Origin of the sequence: Aeromicrobium phragmitis, assembly GCF_003674095.1 — a bacterium.
In the GTDB taxonomy this organism is placed as follows: Bacteria; Actinomycetota; Actinomycetes; order Propionibacteriales; family Nocardioidaceae; genus Aeromicrobium; species Aeromicrobium phragmitis.
On sequence record NZ_RDBF01000001.1, the window covers coordinates 162,504 to 186,706 of the forward strand.

Consider the following 24,203-nt stretch of genomic DNA (forward strand, 5'->3'; position numbering starts at 1 on the left):
ACCTCCGCGACGGAAAGACAGCACTACCCCCACCCGATGGCCGGGTGGGGGCAGTCGCGTGCGTCAGGCGTGCGGCTGTTTCTCGCCGAGTCGCTGAAGGAGCTTGTCGCCCTCGACGTCGAGGTCGGGCAGCAGCCGGTCCAGCCAGCGCGGGAGTCGCCAGGCCCGGTCGCCGAACATCGCCATGAGGGCGGGCACCAATGTCATCCGCACCAGGAACGCGTCGATCGCGATCGCGACGGCCAACGCGAACCCGAACTGCTTGATCATCGGATCGCCGTTGAAGATGAATCCGCCGAACACCGAGATCATGATGATCGCCGCGGCGACGACGACCCGGCTCGAGTGGGAGAATCCGTCGATCACCGAGGCTGTCCCGCGATGCCCGTGCACCCACGACTCGCGCATCGAGGACACCAGGAACACCTGGTAGTCCATCGCGAGCCCGTAGGCGATGCCGGTGACGAGGATCGGCGCTAGCGCGACCACCGGGGCGGTCGAGTCGAGTCCGAAGAGCTGGTTCAGCCAGCCCCACTGGAACAGCGCGGTGGTGGCGCCGAGGGTCGCGAGGATGGTCAGCAAGAAGCCGGCCGTGGCCTTGAGCGGCACCAGGATCGACCGGAAGACCAGCGTCAGGACGATGATCGACAGCACGAGCACGATCGCGAGGTAGATCGGCATGACGTCGGCCATCTTCTGGGCCATGTCGATGCCCATCGCCGTCTGACCGGTGATGCCCAGCTCGAGCCCGTACTCGTCGGCATACGTCGAGGAGAGGTCGCGCAGATCGTGGACGAGATCGTCCGTGCTCGGATCGGTCGGACCGTCCTGCGGCACGACGGACACGATCACGGTGCGGCCGTCCTCGCTCATCCCCGAGGCGCTGACCGCGGTCACGTCGGTGTGACCGCCGATGTCCTGCAGCACGGCCCCGACAGCCTGCTGGTCGACCGGCCCCTCCATCGTCGAGGAGAGCACGACGAGCAGGGGTCCGTTCATCCCTTCACCGAAGGCGCTCGAGGTCACCTCGTAGCTGTCGCGCTGCGCGGTCCCCTCGTTGTAGTTCTCCCCCGACGGAAGGCCGAGCCGCATGTCCAGTGCCGGGATGGCCATCACGAGCGTCACAGCGACCACGCCGAGCGCGACCGCGAACCGGTTCTTGGTGACGAACACGGCCCATCGCCGTGCGGTCTTGTGGTCGTTCTCGTCGGCGACCTTGGCCGCGTAACGCTCCCGTGCCTTGGACGACACGATCCGCTCGCCGACGAGCCCGAGCAGCGCCGGCAACAGCGTCAACGCGACGAGCACGGCGATGGCGACCGTCGCCGCCGCGATGACGGCCATGCTGCCCAGCAGGCTGATGCCGATCACCAGCAGTGCGAGGAGGGCGATGACGACGGTGGTGCCGGCGAAGAACACGGCACTGCCGGCCGTGCCGACCGCGCGGCCAGCGGCCTCGTGCGCACTCAGTCCTGAACGCATCACCAGGTGTCGCTGGCGGTTGACGATGAAGAGCGCGTAGTCGATGCCCACGGCGAGACCGAGCATGAGGCCGAGGACGAGGGAGATCGAGTTGAGCTGGTAGAAGTGCGCGAGCGCGAACGCGCCACCGACGCCGGTGCCGACACCGACCAACGCGGTGAGGAGCGGCAGGCCCGCGGCCACGAGGGAGCCCAGCGTCACGAACAGGACGACCGCCGCGACCCCGAGGCCGATGATCTCGCCGACGCCGACCACCTCGGGCAACTCCTGAAGCGAACCGCCGGGCAGGACGCTGATGTCGGCCGCTTCGGCAGGCTCCTCGGCGGCTTCGAGGACCTCGTCGATCGTACCGGTCGGGAGGTCGAAGGTCTGCTCGGTGAACTGGAACTGCAGCATGGCGACGGAGCCGTCGGGGGCGATGACCATGCCGGGTACCGGCTGCGCCTGTGCACCCGAGCCGACCACGAGGGGCAGAGGCTGCTCGAGCTCCGTACCCGCCGCACGTGCCTGGAGCGCCTGCTGGACCTGCTGCACCTGCTGAGCGGCTTGTGCGGCCGCCGCCTGCGGGTCGGCGGACGCGGCGAGCTCGGAGGGGTCGACGACCTCGTCGTTGTCGTACACGTTCGACGCCGCCTCGGCGAGCGCCACAGCTGCCTGCTGGTCGTCGTAGAAGTTCTGGCCGTCCGGCGCTTCGAACACGATCGCACCCTGACCGCCGGCTGCCTCCGGAAGGTCGGTGGCGAGCTGGTCGATCACGTCCTGCGCGGGAACGTCACTGATCCGCATCTCCGAGCTCATCCGCGGGGTGTTGAGCGCGAGCGAACCGCCGATCACGGCGAGCAGCAGGACCCACGCCCCGATGGCACGGAACGGATGCGCGAAGGCGAACTTGCCGAGCCGGTACAAGAACGTGGACACCAGCGACTCCTCAAGACGAAGTGATAGACAACTCTCACATCGTAGAATGGGGGAGCAAGCATCGTCCCCTCTCGGTCAGGAGAGTCATGTCACAGCGACGCGACAGCCGCGCGAACGCCGAGCGGATCGTCGAGGCGACGCGAGAGCTGTGGAAGGGCGAGAGCGCTCCCTCCCTGGAGAAGATCGCCGCGACCGCAGGCGTGGGGATCGCGACCCTCTACCGGCACTTCCCCAATCGGGCCGCGCTCGAGGGCGCCGCGTTCACGCAGATCTTCAACGAGGAGATCGGGCCGATCATCGGCCAGGCCGCCGCGGCCGACCAGGTCGATCTCGTCGACGTGGCCGAACAGTTGATCGCCGTCATCGGCCGGTACGCGGCGGTGATCACCGCGATCGAGCTGCCGCAGGTCACCGACGAAGCGCTCGAAACGCTCGCCGAGCGATTCTTGGAGCTGATTCGCGACGGCCAGGAGGAGGGCGTGCTACGCCGCGACCTCGAACCGGTCGACTTGTTCTGGGTACTGCGGATGCTGGTGCTCGGGCTCACCTCGCCCGTCTCCTCGCCCACGGCGCGGCGGCGGTACCTCGCACTCGTGATGCCATCACTCACACCGGAGGGGCCTCCGCTGCCCCCACTAACCCGTGACGACTACGAACGGTTCGGGGTCGCCGAGGAGCATCGCGGGCCGATGTCCGGTTAGACGACCGGGGCGCCCGCGAGTTCGGGCAGGCATGTGAACTGGCGCCGGTAGGCAGCCGGGCTCGTGCCGCGTTGTGCGACGAAATGGTGGCGCAGGGTGGCCGCGTGGCCGAAACCGCAGCGACGGGCGATCTCCTCGACCGAAAGCCGGGTCTGCTCCAGCAGTTGCTCGGCCCGGGCGATGCGTTCGGCGGTGAGCCACTGCAACGGCGTCGTGCCGGTCTCGTCGCGGAACCGACGCGCGAACGTGCGCTCGGACATGTGGGCGACCCCGGCGAGCTCGGCGACCGTGAGCGGCTGATCGAGGCGATCGCGCGCCCACTGCAGCACGTCGCCGAGCGCCTCGCAGTCCTCCGCGCGGATGGGGCTCGGCACGAACTGCGCCTGCCCCCCGCCGCGGTGCGGCGGCATGACGATGCGGCGCGCGGCGGTCGCGGCGGTGGCCGCACCGAATTCGCGGCGCATCACGTGCAGGTTGGCGTCGATTCCGGCCGCGGATCCGGCGCCGGTGATGATGCCGTCGTCCTCGACGTAGAGGACGGACACGTCGACCTCGGCGGCGGGAAATCGGGCCGCGAGTTCGTCGCCGTAGCGCCAGTGCGTGGTGCAGCGGCGGCCGTCCAGCAAACCGGCGTGGCCGAGCGCGAAGGCCCCCGAACACGAGGCCAGGATGGTGGCGCCGGCGCGGCGAGCCGCCCGGAGCGCCTCGGAGATCTCCGGCTGTTCCTCGCGGTAGTCGTGCGCGGCCGCGACGGCCACGAGGTCGGCACCCTCGGCCGCCTCGAGACCATGCTCGATCAAGAAGTCGAAGCCGCTCGTGCCCCGCACACGGCCCGGACGAGCAGCACAGGCGACGAAGTCGAACACCGGATTGTCGTCGTCGGGGTGATACGGCTCGGCCCACACCTCCGCCAGCACGCCCATGCCGAACGGATGGACGTTGTCGGGCACCAGGACGGCGACTTTACGCATCGGGACCTCCCGTGGCGGAATCTTGACGAAGCCTGTCGTTTCAGCCACTCGTGACTGAAACCACACGATAGCAGAATTTCTGCCATGTTCTATCTCGCTGTCGTCTTCATCGCCGGGGGCCTGCTGGCCATCGGCGCACTGGTGCCCGATCTGCGCACCGACGGGTACCGCCGTGTTCCCGTCAGGGACGGGTCATCCGCCACAACGCCGCCCACTGGTGGGGGTCCAGGTCGCGCGGCAGCGCGGCCGGCCGCACACCCACGTCGCTCAGCGCGCGGTGGCTCCGCCGCGCGGACTGTCCGGTCGCCGCAGCCAGGATCTGCGCCATGCCACGCCCCCGGCCGGTGAACACCGCCCGAACGAACCGCTGGTAGCTCGCGCGATCGGCCGGGGCGATGAGCGGCGTCTGCCGTCGGTTGATGGTGAGGATGCCGCCGTCGACGCTGGGCACGGGACGGAACGCCTGTGCCGGCACTCGCCCGTGGAGGGCGAAGGTGAACCACGGTGCGGTCTGGGCGGTGAGCATCGTCCGGCCGCCCACGCCGGCGCGCTTGCGGGCGACCTCCCACTGGGTCAGCAGCACCGCGTCCCGCCAACGGGGCGCGGACAGCAGCCGGCGCAGGATCGGGGTCGTGAGATGGAACGGCACGTTGCTCACGATCACCGGACGGTCGAGGCGGACCCGCATCACGTCGTCGCGGCGCACCCGCACGTGGGGCAAGGTCCGCCGCAGACCCGCGACGCGGTGCTCGTCGATGTCGATCGCGAGCAGATCGCGTCCCAGCCGGGCCAGTGGTCGGGTCAGCGCACCGTCGCCGCAACCGATCTCGAGGATCGGGCCGTCCGTGGCCGCGACGAGGCGCACCATCCGGTCGATGGTGGGGCGGTGCTGAAGGAAGTTCTGGCCGAGTTCGTGCCGGCCGCCGTGAGCAGAAGATCGAGTACGTCGCATGAGTGCTCCGAGGAGTCGGGGAGCACCCGGGGCAGGGAAAGACCGCGCGTCCGGGTGCGCCACATGGCACAGGCATCCGGAATACGGCGCGTCTGAAAGATCAGTGAGAAGGGCGCGCCGTCAGGCGCGAGCGCGGTCCCGCATGAGGTTCAGCCGCCCGTAGGCGACCGACGTCAGTGTTCCCATGCGGGCGAGCGTAGCACTGAGCTGCGACGATGAGCGGGTGTCGTTGAATCTCCGCCCCGCCACGTCCGGCGACGATCTGGTGCTCGCGGACCTGTGGCGGCGGGCGGTGGAAGCGACCCACGACTTCCTGAGCCCAGAGGACGTCGACTTCTACGCCGGCCACATCCGCGACGTCTACCTTCCCGCGCTCAAGGTCACGGTCGCCGAGTTCGATGGCGCTGTCGTGGGGTTCGTCGGGACGCAGGAGCACCGGCTCGAGATGCTGTTCGTCGAGCCGGACGCCCACGGCCGCGGCGTCGGCACCGCGCTGGTGGAACACGTGGCGGCACAACATCCCGTGCTCGAACTCGACGTCAACGAGCAGAATCCCGCGGCGCGCGGCTTCTACGCGTCGCTGGGATTCGAGGTCGTCGGCCGTTCCCCGCTCGACGGCGAGGGCCGGCCGTTCCCCTTGCTGCACCTGCGCCGCAGCGTCAACCCGTCTGCGTAGCGTCATACGTTCTGCGGGCTCTGACCCACAGAAGGTATGACGTCAGCCGGTCCTGGACGTTGCGCCAACGTGGGGCGGGGGCGAACGGTCACGTTGCCGACATGGGGCACGGATTCCATCACGTGGGCGACCACGCCGTCGGCGATCCGATCGGCGCTGGCGAGATCGAGCTCCCGCTCCATCTCAACGACGAGCTGGGCTTCGAGCCGATGCCCCGTCCACCGCGCCTTGACGTCGGAAGTTCCCTCGACCCCCGGAACCTCACAAGCGGCTGTTCCGATCGCCGCGATCGTCCCCGGCTCCACGCCGTCGAGCAGACGCCGCGCGATCGACCGGACGGACTGGACCAAGATGGCCAGGATCGTCGCAGCGATCACCAGGCCGACCACGGCGTCTGCACGAGGGAAGCCCAGCCAGACGCCGAGAACACCGACGACCACCGCCACGGAGGTGAGGCCGTCCGCCCGAGCGTGATGCACTTCGGCCACCAGGGCGGCCGAGCCGATCCGCCGACCAGTTCGGATGCGATACACCGCGGCGATCTCGTTGCCCGCTGCTCCCACGATTCCGGTCGCGAAGACCCAGCCGAGATGGGTCAGCGGTCGCGGATCGACCAGACCCCGGACGGACTCCCACACGATCCACGCCGCCGAAGCGGCGATCACCATGGCGATGAGGACGCCGACGAGGTCCTCGAGACGGCGGAAGCCGAAGGGAAAGCTGGCGGTGGGCGGGCGACGCCCCAGCCAGAAGGCGATGAGGAGGGGCACCGTCGTCACGAGATGACCCACGTTGTGGATGGTGTCGGCCAGCAGCCCCAGCGAACCGCTGATCATCACGATCGCGACCTGCAGCAGGGCAGTGACCGCCATGGCCACCATGGAGATCCAGGCCGTGCGGATGCCGGCGCTCGACGCCTCGTCGGCGTCCTGGATGGACTCCGCGGCGTCGTGGGAATGAGGGACGAGCGCGTGCCGGAGCCGCGCGAGCCGACCGTGCCGATGGTCAATCTCGTGGTCGAGCTGGGCGGCCTCCTCAATCTTCATACTTGCGAAGGTACTGTCTTTTCTTTTGGCTGCGCAACTACGAAGATGTCGACATGGCTGAGACGGCGGCGGGACAGGGTCCCGACAACGAGTACGTCGAGTTGGCGGTGGAGGTCTTCTCGATGCTCGCCGACGCGACGCGCGTGCGCATCATCCTCGCCCTGCGCGACGGCGAACTCTCGGTGAACCGGCTGGCGGAGGCCGTGGACAAGAGTCCCACCGCCGTGTCCCAGCACCTCGCCAAGCTCCGGCTCTCGCGCATGGTGACCAGCCGCCGCGAGGGCACCACGGTCTACTACTCACTCGCCAACGAACACGCCCCTCAGCTCGTGACCGACGCGATGTTCCAGGCCGAAGCAGTGTGACGTCATACGTTCTGCGGGCCCCGGCCCGCAGAACGTATGACGCAAGAGGGGCGACCGGTCAGAAGAAGTCGCCTGCTGCTGCGCCGCCTGCGGGAGCCTCGGGCTCGCGGGCCATCGGCGTGAAGCGCGAGTAGTGGCCTTGGAAGGACACGGCCACCTTGTTGACCGGGCCCGAGCGGTTCTTGGCGACGATGATGTCGGCCTCTCCCGGACGCTCGGACTCGCCGGCGCCGTGCGCGTCGGGACGGTTGAGCAGCATGACGATGTCGGCGTCCTGCTCGATCGAGCCGGACTCGCGCAGGTCGGACAGCTGCGGGGTCTTGTCCGTGCGCTGCTCCGAGCCACGGTTCAGCTGGCTGATCGCGATGATCGGGACCTCGAGCTCCTTGGCCAGCAGCTTGATCTGGCGGCTGAACTCCGAGACCTCCACCTGGCGGTTCTCGACCCGCTTGCCCGAGGTCATCAGCTGCAGGTAGTCGAGCACGATGAGGCCGAGCCCGTGCTCCTTCTTGATCCGGCGCGCCTTGGAGCGGATGTCGGGCATCGTCATGTTGGGCGAGTCGTCGATGACGATCGGCGCGGACTGGACGGTCAGCAGGGTGCGGCCGATCGCGTCCCAGTCGCGGTTGGACATGCCGCCGCCGCGCATGTGGTGGATGGCGACCTTGGCCTCGGCCGAGAGCAGACGCATGGCGATCTCGGCGCCGGTCATCTCCAAGGAGAAGATCGCGCACGGGACGTTGTCGCGGATGGCGGCCTGGCGCACGAAATCGAGCCCGAGCGTGGACTTGCCGACACCCGGACGTGCGGCGACGACGATCATCTGGCCGGGGCGGAAGCCGGTGGTGAGGCGATCGAGGTCGGGGAAGCCGCTGAGCACGCCCGAGACGTCGCCGTCACGGTTCTGGATCTGCTCGATCTCATCGATCGTGTCGGTCATGAGGGCCGAGAGCAGGTTGTAGTCCTCGCCGGCGGTGGAACCGTCGACGTCGAGTACCTCGGCCTGCGCGCGGTCGACGATCTCGCTGAGCTCGCCCTGGCCACTGTGCCCGAGCTGGGCGATCCGCTGACCGACCTCGACGAGCCGCCGCAGCACGGCCTTCTCGTGGACGATCTGTGCGTAGTAGTCGACGTTGGCCGCGATCGGCACCGCGGCGACGAGATCGTGGAGGTACGTGGCGCCGCCGACGCGACCGATCTCGCCACGGCGCTGCAACTCGGCGGCGACGGTGATGGCGTCGGCCGGCTCGCCGCGGCCGGCGAGGTCGACGATCGTCTCGAAGATGAGCTCGTGGGCGGGCCGATAGAAGTCGCGCGCCTCGAGGACGTCGGACGCAGGGTCGATGGCGTTCTTGCTCATGAGCATCGCGCCGAGCACGCTCTGCTCGGCAGCCATGTCCTGTGGAGGAACGCTGCCGGCGCCCTCGGGCTGCGGCTCCTCGTACAGGTCGGCGACACTCACCTGCGGCTCCCTCCTCGTGGTCTCGCACCTACCGTACGGACGCCCACTGTCACTCTCGGGACATCGCTCCGGCGAGCCACGTTAGGCCCCCGGCGAGCCCCGTTTCCAGCTCGTTGTCCACAGGGGGTGTGGACGATGGCGCCGATCGTGTGGAGAAACGCCGAGCAGCGTGTGCACACACCGTGGATTTCTCTGTGGACATCGCGCCCCCTCCGTCGATCCGAACGCCCTGACCTGCGAAAACGCGGCGCACACGGTGTGGACCGAAGAAAGATCTCGACGATCTTCGTCCCCAGGAGCAGTTCCGGGAAACCGCGTGACAGCGGGGTCTAGACTGCTCTACGATGTGCGTTTTCCCCACCGTCGACGGCTTCCTGTGAAAGACGTCGACCGCCGGATTCTGGCCATCGCCCTGCCGGCCTTCGCGGCCCTCGTCAGCGAGCCGCTCATGCTCGTCGCCGATACCGCGATCGTGGGCCACCTCGGCCGTAGCGAACTCGCCGGGCTGGCCGCCGCCTCGACCGTGCTCACCACCGTGGTGGGGTTGTGCATCTTCCTCGCCTACGGCAGCACCGCGACCGTGGCGCGCTACCAGGGGGCCGGCGACGACCGCCGAGCGCTCGAGAGTGCCGTCGGAGGCGTCTGGCTCGCGGGCTTGCTGGGCGTGGTGCTCACCGCGGTCCTCGCACTGATCGCTCGCCCGCTCGCCACGGCGCTCTCCAGTTCGGCGGGGGTTGCCGATCTCGCCCACGAGTACCTCCTGGTCGCCACCGCCTCCGTTCCCGCCATGCTGCTGGTTCTCGCCGCGACCGGCGCCCTCCGCGGACTGCTCGACCTGCGCACGCCGCTCATCGCGATGATCGCGGCGAACCTGCTCAACATCGTCCTGACCGTCACCTTCGTCTACGGCATGGGCGCGGGTCTGGCCGGCGCCGCACTCGGGCTGGTGATCGCACAATGGCTCGCCGCGATCTGGCTCTGCGCGGTCGTCGTCCGGCGCGCCCGCGCCCAGCGGGCCTCGATCCATCCGCGGCTCACCGAGATCCTCACCGCGGCCACCGACGGCGTCCCGCTCCTGGTGCGCACCGTGACGCTGCGCGCGTCGCTCGTGCTGGCGACGGTCGTCGCGGCGAGCCTCGGCGACGCACCCCTCGCCGCTCACCAGATCGCCACGACCGTCGTGTCCCTGCTGGCCTTCGCCCTCGACGCGCTCGCCATTGCCGGTCAAACGCTCACCGGCCGCACGCTCGGCGCGTCCGATGCCGCGGGAACCCGGGCGATGACCCGGCGGATGATGGTATGGGGTGTGGGGGCGGGCATCGCCTTCGGTGCCGTCCTCGCGGCGGCTTCTCCGCTTGTGGCGCGGGGGTTCACCTCGGACGAGACGGTGCTGGCGACCGTCGTGCCGGCGTTGCTCGTCGTCGCGGCGATCCAACCGCTCTCGGGCCTGGTGTTCGTGCTCGACGGCGTGCTCATCGGCGCGGGCGACGGCGTGTTCCTCGCCTGGGCGGGCATCGTCGTGCTCGCCTTCTACGCTCCCGCAGCCCTCGTCGTCGGCTGGCTCGGGGCCTCCTTCACCTGGCTCTGGCTCGCCTACGGCCTGTTCATCGCGGCCCGCGGCGCGACGCTGTGGTGGCGGCAGCGGGGTGAGGGATGGATGGTGCTCGGCAGCGCGCGCTGAACGCCTGGGACGATCAGTGATCCCCGGGGTCCGGGATGCTCGCCGTATCAAGGACCACCTCGACGAGGACCGGTCCTGGACGCTCGAGGACGTGAGGCAGTGCGTCGAAGTCACTCCATTTGGTCACCTGCACCCCCCTACCCCCGAGGGCCTCGGCGATGCCGGCGAAGCTGGGCCACGAGAAGGTCGTCAGCGCCGGATCGAACTCCTGGTTGACGAAGCGGTAGTACTCCGCGCCGTAGGCGTTGTCGTTGAGCAGCACCAGGACGAGATTGGCGTCGTAACGGACGGCGGTGTTGAACTCGGTCAGCCCGCCGAGCATGAATCCCCCGTCCCCGGCGACCACCAAGGTCCGCGCATCCGGGCGGGCGAGGGCGGCGCCGATGCCGTATCCCACGCTGAGGCCGATGTGTCCCACGTTGAGACAGTGGGCGTAGTGGGACGGATGGGCGACATCCAGGATGCGCAGCGCTTCATGGGAGAACCTCCCGCCGTCGATGCACAGGGACCGGTCGGGGTCGACGAGGTGATTGACCCGGTGCAGCACGCCGGTCAGCGTCAGCGGGCCGTCGTCCTGCGCGGCCGCCCGGTCCTCACGCCGGAACTCCTCGACCTTCCGGGCCAGCGCCTCGGACCGGAAATTCGATGCGCGTGCGCCGGCCTCGTCGAGGATCTCGACCAGCTCGGCCGCCGCCACCCCGGCGTCGGCCACGACACCCACGTCCACCGGGAAGTGGCGACCCAGCGCTCCTGAGTCGACGTCGATCTGGACGACTCGCTTTCCCTCCAACAGCTCGCCCTTGAGCGTCGTCAGCGAGGTGAGGGCCCCGCCGAAGACGAGCAGGCAGTCGCTGCGCGCGATCGTCTCGCTGGCGACCGGGTTGGCTAAGGTTCCGCAGATGCCGACGAGACAGGGGTCGGCCTGGAACAAGCCCTTGCCGCGCAAGGTGGTGGCGATCGGCGCTCCGATGCGCTCGGCCAGTGCGGTCAGGGCCTCCTCGGCGGCACCGGCCCCTCGCCCAGCGATCAGGAGGGGACGGCTCGACCCGATGATGACGCCTGCCGCCTCCTCCAGTGCGTCGCGCGACGGATGGGCGACCCCGCCCTGGAGGACCGTCGCCCTCGGGAGCTCCATCGAGCACTCCGCCTGGTGGAAGTCGCTCGGGATCCCCAGGACGACGGGGCGCCGAGCCGACACCGCCGATCGGAGCGCCGCGGCCAGGTCCAGAGCCGCCGTCTGCGGCGACCGGACTTCGCGGTACTCGGCACCCGTCGGCACGACGACCTCTCGCTGGGGGATGTTCTGCAGGTGCATCCCTTCGGCGCGCGACGTGTCACCCGCGATGACCAGCACCGGGTAGCCGCCGCGGACGGCGTCGAAGAGCGCGCTCACGCAGTTCGCGATGGCACCGTGCGTGACCGTCGCGACGCCGACCTGTCCGGTGACCGCGGCGTGCCCCGCCGCCATGAGGACCGCTCCCCCTTCGTTCGCAGACGACACGAAGCGCCCGCCGGGCAGCCGATGGAAGCTGTCGGCGATGTACATGTTCGCGTCGCCCATGACGCCGAACATCACGTCGACATCGAGCGCCCGCAGCGCTTGGGCGAAGAGGTCGTTGAAGGTGCCGCGCACGATTCGTCCTTCGGTGGAGAGGGGCGTCCCGTCAGGAGACGGCGAACAAGATGGTGCCGGGCACTACGAGGAAGACGCCGAGCGACGCCACGTACGGCACGTAATAGGGATTGACGCCGCGGAAGACGGTCATGACGTCGAGCGAGCGGTCCAAGCCGGCCGTGATGAAGACGTTGACCCCGACCGGCGGCGTCACGGACCCGAGCGTCGTGACCAGCGTGACGATGATCGTGAACCACACCAGGTCATAGCCCAGCGCCGTGACCAGCGGGAAGAAGATCGGGATGCTGATCACCAGGAAGCCGAGCGCGTCCATGATCGCGCCACCGACCAGGTAGATCGCGACCACCACCAGAAGAATGGCGAAGGGAGCGACCGCCAGCCCCGACACCCAGTCGGCGAGCTCGAACGGCATCCGGGTCACGGAGAGGAAGCGCCCGAACACCACCGCCCCGGCGATCAGCAGCACCACCATCGCGGACGTCCGGAGCGTGTCGACGATCGACCGCTGCAGCACCTCCCGGGTGAGCGAGCGGTTCACCGTGGCGATCACCAAAGCACCGAACGCACCCACGGCTGCCGCCTCACTCGGGGTGAACCACCCGGCGAAGAGTCCTCCGATGGCGAGCGCGAAGAGCAGGCCGGTCTCCACCACGCCTTTGAGCGAGCTGAACCGGACCGACCACGACGCCTTCGGGCCCGGCGGACCGTACTCGGGCTTGAGCCGGCAGATCACCATGACGGTCAGGACCAGCAGGAGACCGACGAAGATGCCCGGCCACAGCGCGGCCTGGAACAGCCGGCTGATCGACTGCTCGGACTGCACGGCGATGATGATGAGCGCCGTCGAGGGCGGAATCAGGACCCCGAGCGTCCCGCCGATCGCCACCGCTCCGCCGGCCACGCGCGGGTCGTAGCCGTAGCGCTTCATCTCCGGCAGAGCCACCGACCCCATCGTCGCGGTCGAGGCGGAATTGGAGCCGGACACCGAGCTGAACGCGATGCTGGCCAGGATGGTCGTCGCCGCGACGCCGCCGGGCAGGTGCCCGATCCAGGCATACGCCGCTTTGAAGAGCTTGCTGCTCATCCCGGTGTGGAAGATGACCATGCCCATGAGGATGAACAACGGCACGACCGCCAAGCCGTACGACGACATCTGCCGGTACACGTCGGCAGCCACGAGCTGCAGCCCTGCCGCCGGTCCGAGGATCATCGTGGAACCGGTGAGACCGACGGCCAACATCGCGAACGAGACCGGCAGCCGCAGGAAGAGCAGCACGAACATCACGACGATGCCCAAGACGGCGAGAAGCGTGGGATCCATCTGTACTCCTTGGAGTGGGGCCGGCGGCGGTGATCAGAAGACGCTCAGGTGCGGTTCCTCGCTGGACCACGAGAGAGCGCCCTTGGCCAGATCGGCGACCAGCGCCACGACCAGCCCCGCGAACCCGACCACGACGACGTAGACGGCGGGCCAGTACGGAATGCCGAGGGACTCGGTGGCCGAGCCCTGCGTCTGCATGACCTGCCCGTAGACGACCAGGCTCGTGATGACCTGGACGAACAGCGCGATCGCGGCGATCGTCACGAGCGAGCCCACGACGATGCGTGTTCTGCGGGACCAGCGGCGAACCAGCAGATCGATCGAGACGTGGGCTCCGTGATTCTGCGCGTCACCGAGCGACAGCCCGAACACCACCGCGGCCAACATCGCGACGACCTCGAACGTCCCGTTGAGCGGGGACCCGGCCACCCTCATGACGATGTTCGCCATGAGGGTCAGCATGACCAGGACCAGGCAGACGGCAGCGATACGCACCATCACCCCGTTGAGCACGTGGGAGAACCCCACGATGCGGCGCAGGACGGTGGTCACTGCTCGTCCTGCTGATGCTCGGCCGCCAGCTCGCGCATCCGATCCAGGACCGCCTGCGCGTCGAGATCCGCCGAGTCGTTGCGGCTCACCCAGTCGGCCGCGACCTCGTCGAGGACCGAGTCCCACTGCGCCCGTTCGGCGGCGTCGACCTCGACCGTCTCGACGCCCTGGGACTCCGCGAACTCGAGAGCCGACCCGATGTTCTCGCCGTCGTGGTACTCCGCCGCCCACTCCATCATCTCGGTCTTGAGGTCCGCGATGGCGTCCTTGACGTCGTCGGGCAGGGAGTCGTAGCGCTCCTGGTCCATCACGGCGACGAAGCTGTTCGAGGGACCGAACGGGTAGTCGGTGACGTGCGTGACGTGCTCGGCGAGTCCGAAGTCCTGGAGCACCTCGCGCGACGACACGTAGCCACTGACGATGCCGGTCTGGAGGGCCTCAGCCACATCGGGCATCGGCATCCCGATCGGCGACGCGCCCAGTCGTTCGAGGACCGGGATCGTGGCGCTCGAGCTGCGGAGCTCGAGGCCGCGCATGTCCGCCATCGTGGTGACCGGACTGCGCGACTGGATGTACGACGGCTCGGTCGTGAAGGCCGTGATGATCTCGTAACCGTCGAACTCGGCCGGCTCCAGCTCGGTCAACAGCTCCAGGAACACGGCGCTGGCGGTGGTCGCGTCCGTGATGCCGATCGGCACCTGGATCGCCGACGACACCGGGAATCGGGACGAGTCGTAAGCGGGGCTGTCGAGCCCGATGTCGACGGTCCCGGCCGAGACTCCGTCGTAGATGTCGCCGGAGCCCAGCAACGTGCCGCCGGTGAACAGCTCGATCTCCACGGCTCCGTCGGTACGCTCCTCCATCTCCTCCTTCCACCGCTCCATCTGCAGGCTCGGGAAGGACTCGGCGGGCGCGAAGAACGCGTACCGCAAGGTGATGGGGCCGTCGCCGTCACCGTCGGGGGAACCTCCCGCGGTACAGCCGGCCAGCAGAGCAGCAGCGACGGTAGCGGGGATGATGCGGGACAGAACTGACATGGTTGCCTCCTCGGCAAGACCTGAACTGTCTCAGCACGCTAGCTGTCCGAGGACGTTCTCGGCGTAACCCAAAGGGGTACACCTGCGCACTGAACGCGCTGCCGTGCCGGACGCTGCGGCACAGTCGGACCCACCAACGAGTGAGGAGACGACTCATGTCCCAGGATGCGCAAGACTACGTGGACGACATCGCGCGGAGGCGCGGATATGTGCTGGAGTACCACCAGCGGATGGCGGCGGCGGACGTCGACGTACTGCGAGCGGCCGATGGCCTCGTCACCGCCGCGTACCTCGAGCCGCGATCCTTGGACCGCAAGACGAAAGAGCTCTTGTTCGTCCTGAGCCTGACCGTCATGCGGGCGGACCCCGATCACATCGCGAGCCACATCCGGGTCGCGCTGGAGCACGGCGCCACCGCCCAGGAGGTGCTGGAGGCGATCGAGATCGCACTGCCCGAGGCAGGGGTCGTGGCCTTCCAACATGGGTTCGCGGTCTGGGCCGAGGTCACCGGCGCCCCGCGTGTCGAGCCCTCGGAGGGCGTCAGACGCTGAGCGGCGCGCGGGAGAGGATCGCCGAGCGGTGGTGGGCGAGCTCCCGTGCGGCGTTGACGCACAGTGCCCCGATCTGAGCGCCCTGTCGCCCGTAGCCGACCACCAGTCGGTCCGCCGCGCGGTCGAGGATCTGCACGTCATCGGCCGCGTGGGCCCGCCCGACGAAGCGCAGGCTGGCGCCGAACTGATCGGACCAGAAGTACGGGACCGGTGCGAACGGCTCGTCGGAACCGAGCAGCACGGCAGCGGCGTGACGTCCCTGATCGACCGCGTTCTTCCAGTGCTCGACGCGGATCGACTCGTCGAACAACGGGTGGTACCACCGCATGACGTCGCCGGCGGCCACGACGTCGGGAGCGCTCGCGCGAAGCGTTCGATCGCAGAGGACCCCGTCGGCGATCCCCAACCCGCTGCTGCGCAGCCAGTCCACCTCGGGTCGCGCGCCGACGGCGGCCACCACCAGGTCGGCGACGACCGCGGAGCCGTCTCCGAGCCACACCCGGTACCGGTCGGCCACGGGTTCGACGTCGACGGCAAGACGACCCGTGACGAGCTCGACGCCGTGCTCGCGGTGGAACTCGGCGAGCCACGACCCGACGTCGTCGCCCAGGTCGCGGGCCAACGGCACGGGCGCGACCTCGACGACGGTGGACCGCAACCCCAGTTCCGTCACGGTCGCCGCGACTTCGAGGCCGATGAACCCGCCCCCGATGACCGCGACGTGCTTGGCGCTGTGGAGCCTCTCCCGCAGGACCGCGGCGTCGTCGACCGTCCGGAGGAAGTGCACGTGATCGTTGCCGGCGCTGAGGCGGCGAGGCGCGGCTCCCGTCGCGATGACCAGCCCGTCGTACGAGATCGCCCGGTCGTCCTCGAGGATGACCACACGCGCATCGGTGTCGAGGGCGCGAGCCGCGGTGCCGAGCTCCAGACGGATCCCCGCTTCGGCGTACCACTCGGGGTCGCGCAGGGGCGAGGGCATCGGCTCGCCGCGCAGCGCCTCCTTGGACAGCGGAGGGCGATCGTAGGGCAGATGGCGCTCCGCGCCGACCAGAACGATCTCGCCGGTGAAGGCCCCGTCGCGCAGCGCTTCGATGGCATGGACCGCGGCGAGCGAGCCGCCCACCACGACGATTCGCTCCATGGTGTGTCCTCCTGGTTTCGGCAGCGTTTCCCCCACAGCGACACTGCGCCATCGAGCGTCCTACGCCCAGCCCCGGTACGCAATGTCACCCGGTCGGGTGACCTGCAAGGGGCTGTCGTCGGTCGCTCATCTCACTTAGGATTGCCGGCAACCCTCAGGCTCCCGCGTGAGGTTGATCACGTCTCCGCATGCTGCTCGGGCGCCCCGACGTCCGAACTCCAGGAGGATGTCCATGTCCGTCGATCACCATCGCCATCGCTTCACCAGCGCCCTGCAGTCGGCGCTGACCCGCCACGAAGTCACCCGCGCCTATCTCAGCCACGTGGGCGACGTCGTCCCCGCTGACGGCCTCGGCCTGTACGAGCTCCACCCCGAGCAGGGGGTCATCGACGTCCGCGCCACGGTCGGCGGGGAGCTTCTCGACGACTACGAGGACTACGGTCGCCAGGATGACCCGGTCCTGAGGTTCGTCACCGAGCAGCATCGCCCCATCGATTCCTCACGCGTCTGCGCGCCGCACACGTGGAACGCCTGCGGTGCGCGCAACGCGCTCGCTCGTGAGAACTTCGAGCACTCGATGGAAGCACCGATCATCGTGTCGGGGGTGCTCTTCGGCACGATCAACTTCGCGAGGCCGGGCGACTGTCCGCCGTTCAGCGAGACCGACCTCACCTCGGCCCGCTTCGTCAGCGAGCAGCTCAGCCTCGCGACGGAGCGGGCCGTGCGCTATGAGCTGACCGGCTACCGTGCGAGCGCCATCGAGCATGCGCTCGACCGGCTGCCGCAGGCGGTCGTGGTCACCGACCTCGACGCTCAGTTCATCTTCTGCAACCGCTCCGCCCGCGACGAATGGCAGATCGGTCCGGACGAGATCCCGATCGGCGGCGACTCCATCACCGGCTTCATCGAAGAGGCGATGACCGCCTTCCGGGCCGAGAACCGCCGCGTCGTCGCCCGGACGGTCCGTGACGCCAGGACCGGGCGGCAGGCGGTGGTGAAGTCGTACCGGCTCTCGGCGAAGGACCGCACCGCGGTGACGATGGTCTTCGGCGCCGACGGCGAGAGCGACCGCCAGCTCCCGGACTGGGGCGTCCTCACCCGGCGGGAGCAGGAGATCGCGCAGCTGGTGAGTGAAGGGTTGACCACCAAAGAGATCGCTTCGCGGGCCTTCATCAGCGAGAACACGGTCAAGCAGCACCTGAAGCGCATCTTCGCTAAGACCGACGTCAGCAACCGGGCCGAACTGGTTCAGCTCATCTGGACGTCGCGGCAGTCGCTGGATTGACGGGGCTCACCCTCGCCGGTCGCGGCCGACGAGGAGTCCCACGAGCGCTTGGACCACCGCGAGCCCGAGGACGACCGCCACCACCACGGCGCTGGAGCCAGTCGTCTGCTTCGCCCAGCCGACGAGCAGCAGCCCGATCGTGACGCCGGCGTAGCCGACGCCCTGCACCATCGACGACAACGGGCCCGAATCCGCCCCGACCGCCGACCTCAGCGGGATCAGCGACAAGGCCACCACCATCGAGGCGCCGGCGCCGAACCCGGCGAGACCGACCCACCACGGGGCCGCGGCCGGCCACGCCCACAGCCCGAAGACCGCCACGAGCCCGATGAGGGCTACGACGCTGGCGACGAGCCTCTGGTCGCCGCCGAGGTTCAGGCACGGCGGCACCACCACGTTGGCCGCGATGCCGACGACGAGAAAGACGCCGAGATGGAACCCGGCGGCGCCGGCCGAGATCCCCAGCTCCTGCTCGATGGTCGGCAGCCAGCCGAGGAGGAGGTAGAAGCTGCACGACTGCAGGCCGAAGTAGATGGCCAACTGCCATGCCGCGGGCGATGTCCAGGGAGACCGTGGGAGGCTCGACGCGTCGGTCGGCGCAGGTGCCTCGCCGCGCACCGCGGCGCCGCGACGATGAATCACCCACACCACCAGTGCGATGGCGACCGGCAGCAGCCAGACGCCGAGTGCGGTCCGCCAGCCGGCGATCGCCGCCACCGGCACGGCCACTGCCGCGGCGAGCGCGGCGACGGCGCTCTGCAACGCGATGTAGTGGCCGGTCACGGTGGGCACGCGGGCCGGGAAGTCCCGGCGCGCCAGGACCGGCAACAGCACGTTGGCGACCGCGACGCCGCCACCGAGCACGGCGGTGGCGAGCACCAGAACGACCACCGCAGCTGCGCCCTGGATCGGGATCGACCGCATCGCGATGCCGAGCGCGATCAACCCGAGGGCGAGGACCACGGCTGCCTCGACGCCGAGACGTGCCGCGATCCGGTGGCCGAACGGGGAGACGAGGGCGAACGCGGCGATCGGCGCGGCCGTCAGCACCCCTTGCACCGCGTCGGAGAGGGCGAGGTCCTCGGCGATCATCGGCAGCACCGGCCCCACGGCCGAGATCGCCGCCCGCAGATTGGCGGCCAGGACGAGGATCGCGATGAGGGCGACCGCGGTGTACCCGAGGCGTCTCGATCCTCCGCCGGCGTCGAGCATCGTCAGCGACCAGGGATGCCGGAACGCCCGAACTCGGTCATGGCCGCCGTCCTCCGTCGGTGTTGATGACGGTGCCGGTGGTCAGGCGCGCGGCGCGGCGATCCGCGAGATAGAGGTAGGCGCCCGCATGGTCCTCGGCGCGGGCTGCCTCACCGAGCAACGTGCCCGCCGCGATGCGTTCGTCGCGGCCTTCAACGGTCGCCGCCGTCGCACGTTGCTCCAACGCGGCGAGCCCACCGAACCGCGTGCCCGAGGTACCGCCCGGCGCGACGCCGTTGACCCGCACCTCGGGCGCGAGGTCGACGGCGAGGTGCGCGACCGCTCCCCGCAGCGCCCACTTGGAGCTGCCGTAGAGAACACCTCCCCCGACCGGGTGGAAGGCCGACTCCGACAGCGTCAAGGTCACCGATCCTCGCGCCCGGGCGAGCGCGGGGTAGGCCGCTCGCACCGCCTGGAGTGTGCTGAGCACGTTCAGCCGCCACACCTCCTGCGCAGCGGCCGTGAGGCGGTCGGCATCGAGGGAGCGTACGGAGACGTACTGATCGAACACGCCGACGCAGCACGTCAGGTGGTCGAGGCCGTTGGCTCCCGAGGCCTGCACGACGGCAGCATCGAGCACCTCGGGCTCGGTGGCGTCGGCGACGACGACCTCGAGCCGCTCGTGATCCGGCAGTTCGGCGGCGTGCGCTGCGGAACGCTCGACCACCGTCACCTGGGCCCCCGCGCCCAGATACGCGAGCGCGGCGGCCCGGCCGATGCCGGAGCCGCCGCCGGTCACGAGGACGCGCTGCCCGTCGAGGGCTCCGCTCACTGCCCCGGGTTCCGCGACAACAGCTCGGTGATGAGTTCAGGCTCCTGGAAGCTGAGGCAGTCCAGAGCGACCGCGTCGAGCAGCACCCGGCTGCCGCGTCGCGGCGACCAGATGTCGAGCCGCATGCCGTTGCGGGTCTCGACCTTGCGCACCACCACGTCCGTGAACTCGTTGGCGATGACGATGGGCCCGTCGTTGCCCCCATCGCTGGGGTACTCGGACATATCGCCGATCTCGGGGCGTTCGAAGGCAGGGTCTGGCTGAGAGGTCATCGGGTTCACCGTCCGGCTCAGATGAAGATGGACATGTTGTGGGCGTTGATGAGGGACTGGTCGAAGGCCGCCCAACGTCGAGCGATCTCCCACCCCGGCGCCGTCGAGGTGCGGCGGACCGTGTCCTTGCGGAACAGCGAGTAGAAGCTCGGCGTCGGTTCGTCCCCCCGACTGCGATAGATGAAGCAGTTCGACTGCACGAGGTACTCGTTCTCCACGTCGCCGGGATCGACCACGACGTTGGTGACGAAGTGCCGGGTGCGCGAGGGCGGTTGTTCGGCCCAGGCGAAGTCCGTCTCGAGCCGCTGTACGCGGACTTCGAGCGTCGCCTTCGTGTCGTCGAAGATCCGCGAGGTCGGCGTGAGTTCCCAGTCGGCGAGCGCCTCACGGGTCACCCGCACCGGCACCTCGTAGCGGATGTCGTCGGCCAGGTACTCCAGCCAGTCGCGGAAGCGCCGCTCGTCGAGCGCGAGAGCCTCGCGATAGAGGAAGTCCTGCAGACTCATGCGGGTCTCGAGGTCGACCTGTGTTGTGGTGGCCACGGCTCACACCTCCCCGACCAGGTAGTCGGCCCAACGGCTCCACAGGTTGCGGAAGTTGGTGTCGTTGACGTACGGCCGCACGACGTGCCCCGGACCCGGGAAGTCCTTGTCGCGCTCGCTCTCCATCCCCATGATGTACGGGAAATCGACGTTCTTGACCATCGTCGAACCGGCCGCCCGGGTGACCTTCGTCCAGTTCTCGAAGTCGTCCTGCTCGAACGTCCCGGCCTGACCGAACGCCAGCGTGTAGGCGCGATACGCCTCGTCCTTGTACTCCTGCGAGGCGTCCTTGGGCACGAGGCACCAGGAGTACATCTCCATGCGCCCCGGGCCGACCGGGTGGTAGAGCCGCATCGTCACGAATCGCACCCCCGACTCACCGGGCACGAGGCTGAACGGTTGCATGAGGAACGAGAGGTTCGGGAACACCGTGCCGACCGCGGTCCGCACCTGCGAGAACACCTCGACCTGCTCGGGCGTGAACGAGGCCTTCATCCGCTCGGCGAGATCGTCCGGGAACCCGCCGAACGGCGGGAAGTTCGGGCTGTGGCCGAGCCCGATCCCGTGCCCGAGGCCCGGGATGCTCGCCGCCCAGCCCTGGCTGTGCGTCGAACCCGACGACGGGAAGTACCCGAGGTTGAAGCCCCACTGGTGCGCCACCGGTGTGTGGTAGCCGTCGCCCGCGAAGTTCTCGGCGCAGATCTTCCAGTCGGTCTCGGCGACCCAGTGATCCGGCGGCCCGTGGACCTCGCTGCCCTCTCCACCCTGCTTGAGGTAGAAGTCCAGGTAGAACTGGAACCCGCCGAGGTACTCCTCGAGCGACGGCGCGTCCGGGTCGAGACACCCGAACACGAGACCGGCGTAGGAGTCGACACGGACGTTGACCAGGCCCCATTCCTTGCGCTTCAGTCGCCCTTCGTAGCCCTCCTTCATGTAGGGGACGCCGATCAACTCACCGGAGTTCTTGTACGTCCAGCCGTGGTACGAGCAACGGAAGTGTGAGGCGTTGCCCATCTCGGACTTGCAGAGCATGTTGCCGCGGTGGCGGCACATGTTGAGGTTCGCCGAGATATCACCGTGCTCGGTTCGCGCCACGATGATGTTGTTGTTCCCGATGTACCGGGTGACGTAGTCGCCCGGCGCGGGAATCTCCGACTCGTGCGCCAGGAAGCACCAGGCTCGCGAGAACAGCCGATCCTGTTCCAGATCGTAGATCTGCTGATCATTGAAGGCGCGAGCCGGGAAGCGGCCCTCGCGGATGCCCTGACGGATGCCCTGGAGCTCGTCGTCCAGGGACCGGTCGACGCTGGAGGTCATCGTCCGTCACACCTTCGACGCCTGACGGCCGGCACGGACACCGAAACGCTGCTCGATCTCCTGCTGGATCTGCTGGTACCGGTCCACGTGCTCGATCGAGGTGCGCACGTGCTCCTCGGGGACGAGGTCCTCGGTGTAGGGCGGACGGCACGTGCCGACGTTGATGTAGCCGGCGTGATTCACACGGATCTTCTCCAGCGGCACGTTGTACTTCGCGAACTCCATGAAGTCCTGGCCGACGAGGAAGGGCTCGTGCGCCCAGCGCAGCCGCTCGGTCAGCCAGCGCGCATCGTCGAATCGTCCCTCCTGGAGCGCGTCGCGCAGCTCGAGCACCGGACCGGGGCCCATGGCGGTCGTCGAGGACCACGCCATGCCGACGAGCTCCTCGCCGTACATCTCCCAGGCCGGGAACCAGTCGGTCTCGATCGGCATGAGCGGGAACTTCGTGCCCGTGTGCGCCATGTCGTTGTGGTACCGGAAGCCCACCGAGGCACCGCCCGCGTACTTGACCGCCACGACCTGGGGCAGGTCGACGAGGGTCTTGTAGACGCTGCGGGGGATGATGCCGCGGAACGCCGCCGTGTTGTCGTAGACCACGATTGCGAGTTCGGGCACGGCCTCGGCGACGTCGCGGTAGAACCGCTCCATCACGGGGGCGACCATCTCGCCCCACATCGGCCGGCCGAGGAGCGTGCCGGTGATCCCGAGATCGGCCAGGAACCGCATGCGCTCGACCGTGTCGCGGGTGTTGAGCGTCGTGGTGCCGATGAACACCGGGAAGTCGGGGTCGACGTCGCGAACCGTCTCGGCGACGGTGCCGGCGAAGGCCTTCCACTCGTCCATGGTCAGCGACGCCATCTCGCCCAGCGTGCCGTTCAGCGCGATCGCGTCCACGCCGTCGGCGATCAGCGCTCGGATCATCCGCTCGCTCTCGGCGAGGTCGACGGTGTCGGTAGCGTCGACCCGCTCGGCTCCGGGCAGCGCCGGGGTGGGCGGGTAGGCCATCACTCCGCGCATGTCGCGACCGGTGACCTTGGGAAGCTTGCTCATGGGTGCTCCTCGTTCCTTGATGTAGACGTTGTTCAGAGCCGGGCCGCCGCGACGGCGGTCCCGGTCAGCCAGGCGGGCACGGGCTCGTAGGCGAGCACCTCGAACGAGGTGCCGGCAGCGCCTGCCGCCACGAGCCACGTCCGGATCTCGTGGGCGCCGTTGCCGGCCTCGTCGATCTCGCGCTGGCTGTAGTCGGTGAGCCGGTCCGGGTCGCCGGACTCCAAGCGCTCGATGAAGTCCCGGTCGAAGTCGGTGTTGATCTCGCCGGACTCCGGCAGGCCGACCCAGTGGGACAGACCGCCGGTCGCGACGACCACGACCCGCTGCGCGAAGGTCTGCGCCTCGACCGCACGACGGATCATCGCGCCGAAGTTGAAGCACCGACGCGGGGTCGGCCACGGCGGGTTGACGCCGTTGACGATGACCGGCACCAACGGGATACGCGACTCGGGGTCGAAGTGCTTGAAGGGGACGCAGAAGTTCTCGTCGAAGTCCAGGCCTCCCTCGACCAGGGCGGGATCGAACTCCGACTCCAGGGCGAAGGCGTACAGGTGGCGCCCGAGGTCCGCGTGCCCGGGGTACTGGTGCTGTTCGACGTTGAGGAAGGACGCCATCTCCTGGGTGACCGGCCCGAGGTACTCGTCACCCGCCGCGATCGCGAAAGCCGGGAGGTTGCCGAGGTGGAAGTTGGTGAAATGCTCCACCGAGACGGCGATGATCGCGTCCGGCTGGAGCTCCTCGATCTGCCGTCGCACCTGCGCATAGGCCCCCTCGACGGCCTTCTGCTGCTCGGGCTCGGCCCGCTCGGGCCAACCGGTGATGCCCGGCGAGTGCGACGCGGCGAACGCTCCGACGATCTTCCCGGTATCAGCCATCGTTATTTCTCCCCACGAATTCGGGCGTAGTATTCGGCGCGGTCGACTTCGAGTTGAATGGCGCAGAAATACAGCAGGTACGGATTGATTCCTTTTTCGTACATGGATTTGAAATCGAGCTGCTGCAGATGGTCACGGAACTCGTCCTCGATCCCGTACTCGTCGAGGACCGCTCCCGAATCGCGCATGTATCGGTCCTTCACGGAGGGATCCCGGCGGATGTCCCAGAGCAATTTATGAACGCTGTACATCGCTGTGCTCTCTCTCCTTGCCCGAGGTCTCCCCCGTCCCCATGCGGACGATCTCGCAATTTCAATCTAGAACCGCTGGGGACGGGGGTCGTGACC

General features: G+C 68.8%; 24 protein-coding genes. 6 read left to right on the plus strand and 18 right to left on the minus strand.

The genetic code is table 11. The features are described from left to right. Positions 1-63 precede the first annotated feature (63 nt). Complete coding sequence (locus D9V41_RS00740; RefSeq protein WP_121792622.1) at positions 64-2,400, minus strand: MMPL family transporter; 2,337 nt, start codon at positions 2,398-2,400, stop codon at positions 64-66. Between the two features lie 86 nt (positions 2,401-2,486). Between D9V41_RS00740 and D9V41_RS00745 the strand changes: the two genes are divergently transcribed. Further along, positions 2,487-3,101, plus strand: a complete 615-nt coding sequence (locus D9V41_RS00745; protein ID WP_121792623.1) for a TetR/AcrR family transcriptional regulator — start codon at positions 2,487-2,489, stop codon at positions 3,099-3,101. Here the strand turns inward: D9V41_RS00745 and D9V41_RS00750 are convergent. Next, positions 3,098-4,072 carry a GlxA family transcriptional regulator gene (locus tag D9V41_RS00750; protein ID WP_121792624.1) on the minus strand — a complete coding sequence of 325 codons (975 nt, stop codon included), beginning with the start codon at positions 4,070-4,072 and terminating at the stop codon, positions 3,098-3,100. The two genes, D9V41_RS00745 and D9V41_RS00750, sit on opposite strands and share 4 nt — an antisense overlap. A 181-nt stretch (positions 4,073-4,253) precedes the next feature. Further along, complete coding sequence (gene erm, locus D9V41_RS00755) at positions 4,254-5,024, minus strand: 23S ribosomal RNA methyltransferase Erm (protein ID WP_121792625.1); 771 nt, start codon at positions 5,022-5,024, stop codon at positions 4,254-4,256. A gap of 223 nt (positions 5,025-5,247) precedes the next feature. Here erm and D9V41_RS00760 point away from each other — a divergent pair, with 223 nt between their 5' ends. Then, positions 5,248-5,700: an acetyltransferase gene (locus D9V41_RS00760; protein ID WP_243697104.1), complete on the plus strand. Its 453-nt coding sequence runs from the start codon at positions 5,248-5,250 to the stop codon at positions 5,698-5,700. Positions 5,701-5,702: 2 nt separating this feature from the next. On the opposite strand, the gene D9V41_RS00765 is transcribed toward D9V41_RS00760, so the two are convergent. Beyond that, positions 5,703-6,746 carry a cation diffusion facilitator family transporter gene (locus tag D9V41_RS00765; protein WP_121792627.1) on the minus strand — a complete coding sequence of 348 codons (1,044 nt, stop codon included), beginning with the start codon at positions 6,744-6,746 and terminating at the stop codon, positions 5,703-5,705. 53 nt (positions 6,747-6,799) lie between these two features. Here D9V41_RS00765 and D9V41_RS00770 point away from each other — a divergent pair, with 53 nt between their 5' ends. Then, on the plus strand, positions 6,800-7,111 hold the full coding sequence (locus D9V41_RS00770) for an ArsR/SmtB family transcription factor (RefSeq protein WP_121792628.1): 312 nt from the start codon (positions 6,800-6,802) through the stop codon (positions 7,109-7,111). A 58-nt stretch (positions 7,112-7,169) separates the two neighbouring features. Here the strand turns inward: D9V41_RS00770 and dnaB are convergent, their stop codons facing one another. Continuing rightward, the gene (gene dnaB / locus D9V41_RS00775) at positions 7,170-8,507 is read right to left on the minus strand and encodes a replicative DNA helicase (protein WP_121793004.1); all 1,338 of its coding nucleotides are present in this window, start codon (positions 8,505-8,507) and stop codon (positions 7,170-7,172) included. A 412-nt stretch (positions 8,508-8,919) separates the two neighbouring features. On the opposite strand from dnaB, the gene D9V41_RS00780 reads away from it, so the two are divergent. Then, entirely contained in the window at positions 8,920-10,254 is a 1,335-nt protein-coding gene (locus tag D9V41_RS00780) for an MATE family efflux transporter (protein ID WP_243697105.1), read from the plus strand. A gap of 13 nt (positions 10,255-10,267) precedes the next feature. Here the strand turns inward: D9V41_RS00780 and D9V41_RS00785 are convergent, their stop codons facing one another. Genes D9V41_RS00785 through D9V41_RS00800 form a run of 4 tightly spaced genes read right to left on the minus strand, consistent with a single transcriptional unit; the run spans position 10,268 to position 14,800 of the window. Further along, the gene (locus D9V41_RS00785; protein WP_121792630.1) at positions 10,268-11,887 is read right to left on the minus strand and encodes a thiamine pyrophosphate-binding protein; all 1,620 of its coding nucleotides are present in this window, start codon (positions 11,885-11,887) and stop codon (positions 10,268-10,270) included. Between the two features lie 31 nt (positions 11,888-11,918). Beyond that, positions 11,919-13,211 carry a TRAP transporter large permease gene (locus D9V41_RS00790; RefSeq protein ID WP_121792631.1) on the minus strand — a complete coding sequence of 431 codons (1,293 nt, stop codon included), beginning with the start codon at positions 13,209-13,211 and terminating at the stop codon, positions 11,919-11,921. A 33-nt stretch (positions 13,212-13,244) separates the two neighbouring features. After that, positions 13,245-13,763, minus strand: coding sequence for a TRAP transporter small permease subunit (locus D9V41_RS00795; RefSeq protein WP_121792632.1), 519 nt, complete (start codon positions 13,761-13,763; stop codon positions 13,245-13,247). Continuing rightward, positions 13,760-14,800, minus strand: a complete 1,041-nt coding sequence (locus D9V41_RS00800; protein ID WP_121792633.1) for a TRAP transporter substrate-binding protein — start codon at positions 14,798-14,800, stop codon at positions 13,760-13,762. The genes D9V41_RS00795 and D9V41_RS00800 overlap by 4 nt, the downstream gene beginning before the upstream one ends. A 155-nt stretch (positions 14,801-14,955) precedes the next feature. On the opposite strand from D9V41_RS00800, the gene D9V41_RS00805 reads away from it, so the two are divergent. Continuing rightward, entirely contained in the window at positions 14,956-15,351 is a 396-nt protein-coding gene (locus tag D9V41_RS00805) for a carboxymuconolactone decarboxylase family protein (protein WP_121792634.1), read from the plus strand. Here the strand turns inward: D9V41_RS00805 and D9V41_RS00810 are convergent. Beyond that, positions 15,341-16,492 (minus strand): NAD(P)/FAD-dependent oxidoreductase, encoded by a 1,152-nt coding sequence (locus tag D9V41_RS00810; protein WP_121792635.1) that lies wholly within the window; start codon positions 16,490-16,492, stop codon positions 15,341-15,343. The two genes, D9V41_RS00805 and D9V41_RS00810, sit on opposite strands and share 11 nt — an antisense overlap. 232 nt (positions 16,493-16,724) lie before the next feature. On the opposite strand from D9V41_RS00810, the gene D9V41_RS18245 reads away from it, so the two are divergent. Continuing rightward, a complete protein-coding gene (locus tag D9V41_RS18245) occupies positions 16,725-17,777 on the plus strand; it encodes a LuxR C-terminal-related transcriptional regulator (RefSeq protein WP_208006678.1) in 1,053 nt (350 codons plus the stop codon). A 6-nt stretch (positions 17,778-17,783) separates the two neighbouring features. Here D9V41_RS18245 and D9V41_RS00820 read toward each other — a convergent pair whose 3' ends face one another. From D9V41_RS00820 to D9V41_RS00855, 8 genes are read right to left on the minus strand one after another with little or no spacing between them, the layout of a single operon-like run. Then, positions 17,784-18,989: an MFS transporter gene (locus tag D9V41_RS00820; RefSeq protein WP_121792637.1), complete on the minus strand. Its 1,206-nt coding sequence runs from the start codon at positions 18,987-18,989 to the stop codon at positions 17,784-17,786. 37 nt (positions 18,990-19,026) lie between these two features. Then, the gene (locus D9V41_RS00825) at positions 19,027-19,800 is read right to left on the minus strand and encodes an SDR family NAD(P)-dependent oxidoreductase (protein WP_121792638.1); all 774 of its coding nucleotides are present in this window, start codon (positions 19,798-19,800) and stop codon (positions 19,027-19,029) included. Continuing rightward, positions 19,797-20,072: a hypothetical protein gene (locus tag D9V41_RS00830; RefSeq protein ID WP_208006679.1), complete on the minus strand. Its 276-nt coding sequence runs from the start codon at positions 20,070-20,072 to the stop codon at positions 19,797-19,799. Before D9V41_RS00830 ends, D9V41_RS00825 begins: the two co-directional genes overlap by 4 nt. Before the next feature lie 17 nt (positions 20,073-20,089). Further along, entirely contained in the window at positions 20,090-20,614 is a 525-nt protein-coding gene (locus D9V41_RS00835) for an aromatic-ring-hydroxylating dioxygenase subunit beta (RefSeq protein ID WP_121792640.1), read from the minus strand. Positions 20,615-20,617: 3 nt separating this feature from the next. Then, positions 20,618-21,931, minus strand: coding sequence for an aromatic ring-hydroxylating oxygenase subunit alpha (locus tag D9V41_RS00840; protein WP_121792641.1), 1,314 nt, complete (start codon positions 21,929-21,931; stop codon positions 20,618-20,620). 6 nt (positions 21,932-21,937) lie between these two features. Next, positions 21,938-22,981, minus strand: a complete 1,044-nt coding sequence (locus tag D9V41_RS00845) for a dihydrodipicolinate synthase family protein (RefSeq protein ID WP_121792642.1) — start codon at positions 22,979-22,981, stop codon at positions 21,938-21,940. Between the two features lie 32 nt (positions 22,982-23,013). Beyond that, a complete protein-coding gene (locus D9V41_RS00850) occupies positions 23,014-23,856 on the minus strand; it encodes a DODA-type extradiol aromatic ring-opening family dioxygenase (protein ID WP_121792643.1) in 843 nt (280 codons plus the stop codon). 2 nt (positions 23,857-23,858) lie between these two features. Further along, a complete protein-coding gene (locus tag D9V41_RS00855) occupies positions 23,859-24,107 on the minus strand; it encodes a hypothetical protein (protein ID WP_121792644.1) in 249 nt (82 codons plus the stop codon). Between the last annotated feature and the right edge of the window lie 96 nt (positions 24,108-24,203).

What these genes read in the sequence shown, in the direction of transcription:
- D9V41_RS00790 (WP_121792631.1), bottom strand. Translation starts at nt 13,211, where the DNA reads ATGGATCCCACGCTTCTCGCCGTCTTGGGCATCGTCGTGATGTTCGTG.
- D9V41_RS00810 (WP_121792635.1), bottom strand. Translation starts at nt 16,492, where the DNA reads ATGGAGCGAATCGTCGTGGTGGGCGGCTCGCTCGCCGCGGTCCATGCC.
- erm (WP_121792625.1), bottom strand. Translation starts at nt 5,024, where the DNA reads ATGCGACGTACTCGATCTTCTGCTCACGGCGGCCGGCACGAACTCGGC.
- D9V41_RS00745 (WP_121792623.1), top strand. Translation starts at nt 2,487, where the DNA reads ATGTCACAGCGACGCGACAGCCGCGCGAACGCCGAGCGGATCGTCGAG.
- dnaB (WP_121793004.1), bottom strand. Translation starts at nt 8,507, where the DNA reads ATGGCTGCCGAGCAGAGCGTGCTCGGCGCGATGCTCATGAGCAAGAAC.
- D9V41_RS18245 (WP_208006678.1), top strand. Translation starts at nt 16,725, where the DNA reads ATGTCCGTCGATCACCATCGCCATCGCTTCACCAGCGCCCTGCAGTCG.
- D9V41_RS00820 (WP_121792637.1), bottom strand. Translation starts at nt 18,989, where the DNA reads ATGCTCGACGCCGGCGGAGGATCGAGACGCCTCGGGTACACCGCGGTC.
- D9V41_RS00855 (WP_121792644.1), bottom strand. Translation starts at nt 24,107, where the DNA reads ATGTACAGCGTTCATAAATTGCTCTGGGACATCCGCCGGGATCCCTCC.
- D9V41_RS00845 (WP_121792642.1), bottom strand. Translation starts at nt 22,981, where the DNA reads ATGAGCAAGCTTCCCAAGGTCACCGGTCGCGACATGCGCGGAGTGATG.
- D9V41_RS00770 (WP_121792628.1), top strand. Translation starts at nt 6,800, where the DNA reads ATGGCTGAGACGGCGGCGGGACAGGGTCCCGACAACGAGTACGTCGAG.
- D9V41_RS00840 (WP_121792641.1), bottom strand. Translation starts at nt 21,931, where the DNA reads ATGACCTCCAGCGTCGACCGGTCCCTGGACGACGAGCTCCAGGGCATC.
- D9V41_RS00850 (WP_121792643.1), bottom strand. Translation starts at nt 23,856, where the DNA reads ATGGCTGATACCGGGAAGATCGTCGGAGCGTTCGCCGCGTCGCACTCG.
- D9V41_RS00765 (WP_121792627.1), bottom strand. Translation starts at nt 6,746, where the DNA reads ATGAAGATTGAGGAGGCCGCCCAGCTCGACCACGAGATTGACCATCGG.
- D9V41_RS00750 (WP_121792624.1), bottom strand. Translation starts at nt 4,072, where the DNA reads ATGCGTAAAGTCGCCGTCCTGGTGCCCGACAACGTCCATCCGTTCGGC.
- D9V41_RS00800 (WP_121792633.1), bottom strand. Translation starts at nt 14,800, where the DNA reads ATGTCAGTTCTGTCCCGCATCATCCCCGCTACCGTCGCTGCTGCTCTG.
- D9V41_RS00830 (WP_208006679.1), bottom strand. Translation starts at nt 20,072, where the DNA reads ATGACCTCTCAGCCAGACCCTGCCTTCGAACGCCCCGAGATCGGCGAT.
- D9V41_RS00805 (WP_121792634.1), top strand. Translation starts at nt 14,956, where the DNA reads ATGTCCCAGGATGCGCAAGACTACGTGGACGACATCGCGCGGAGGCGC.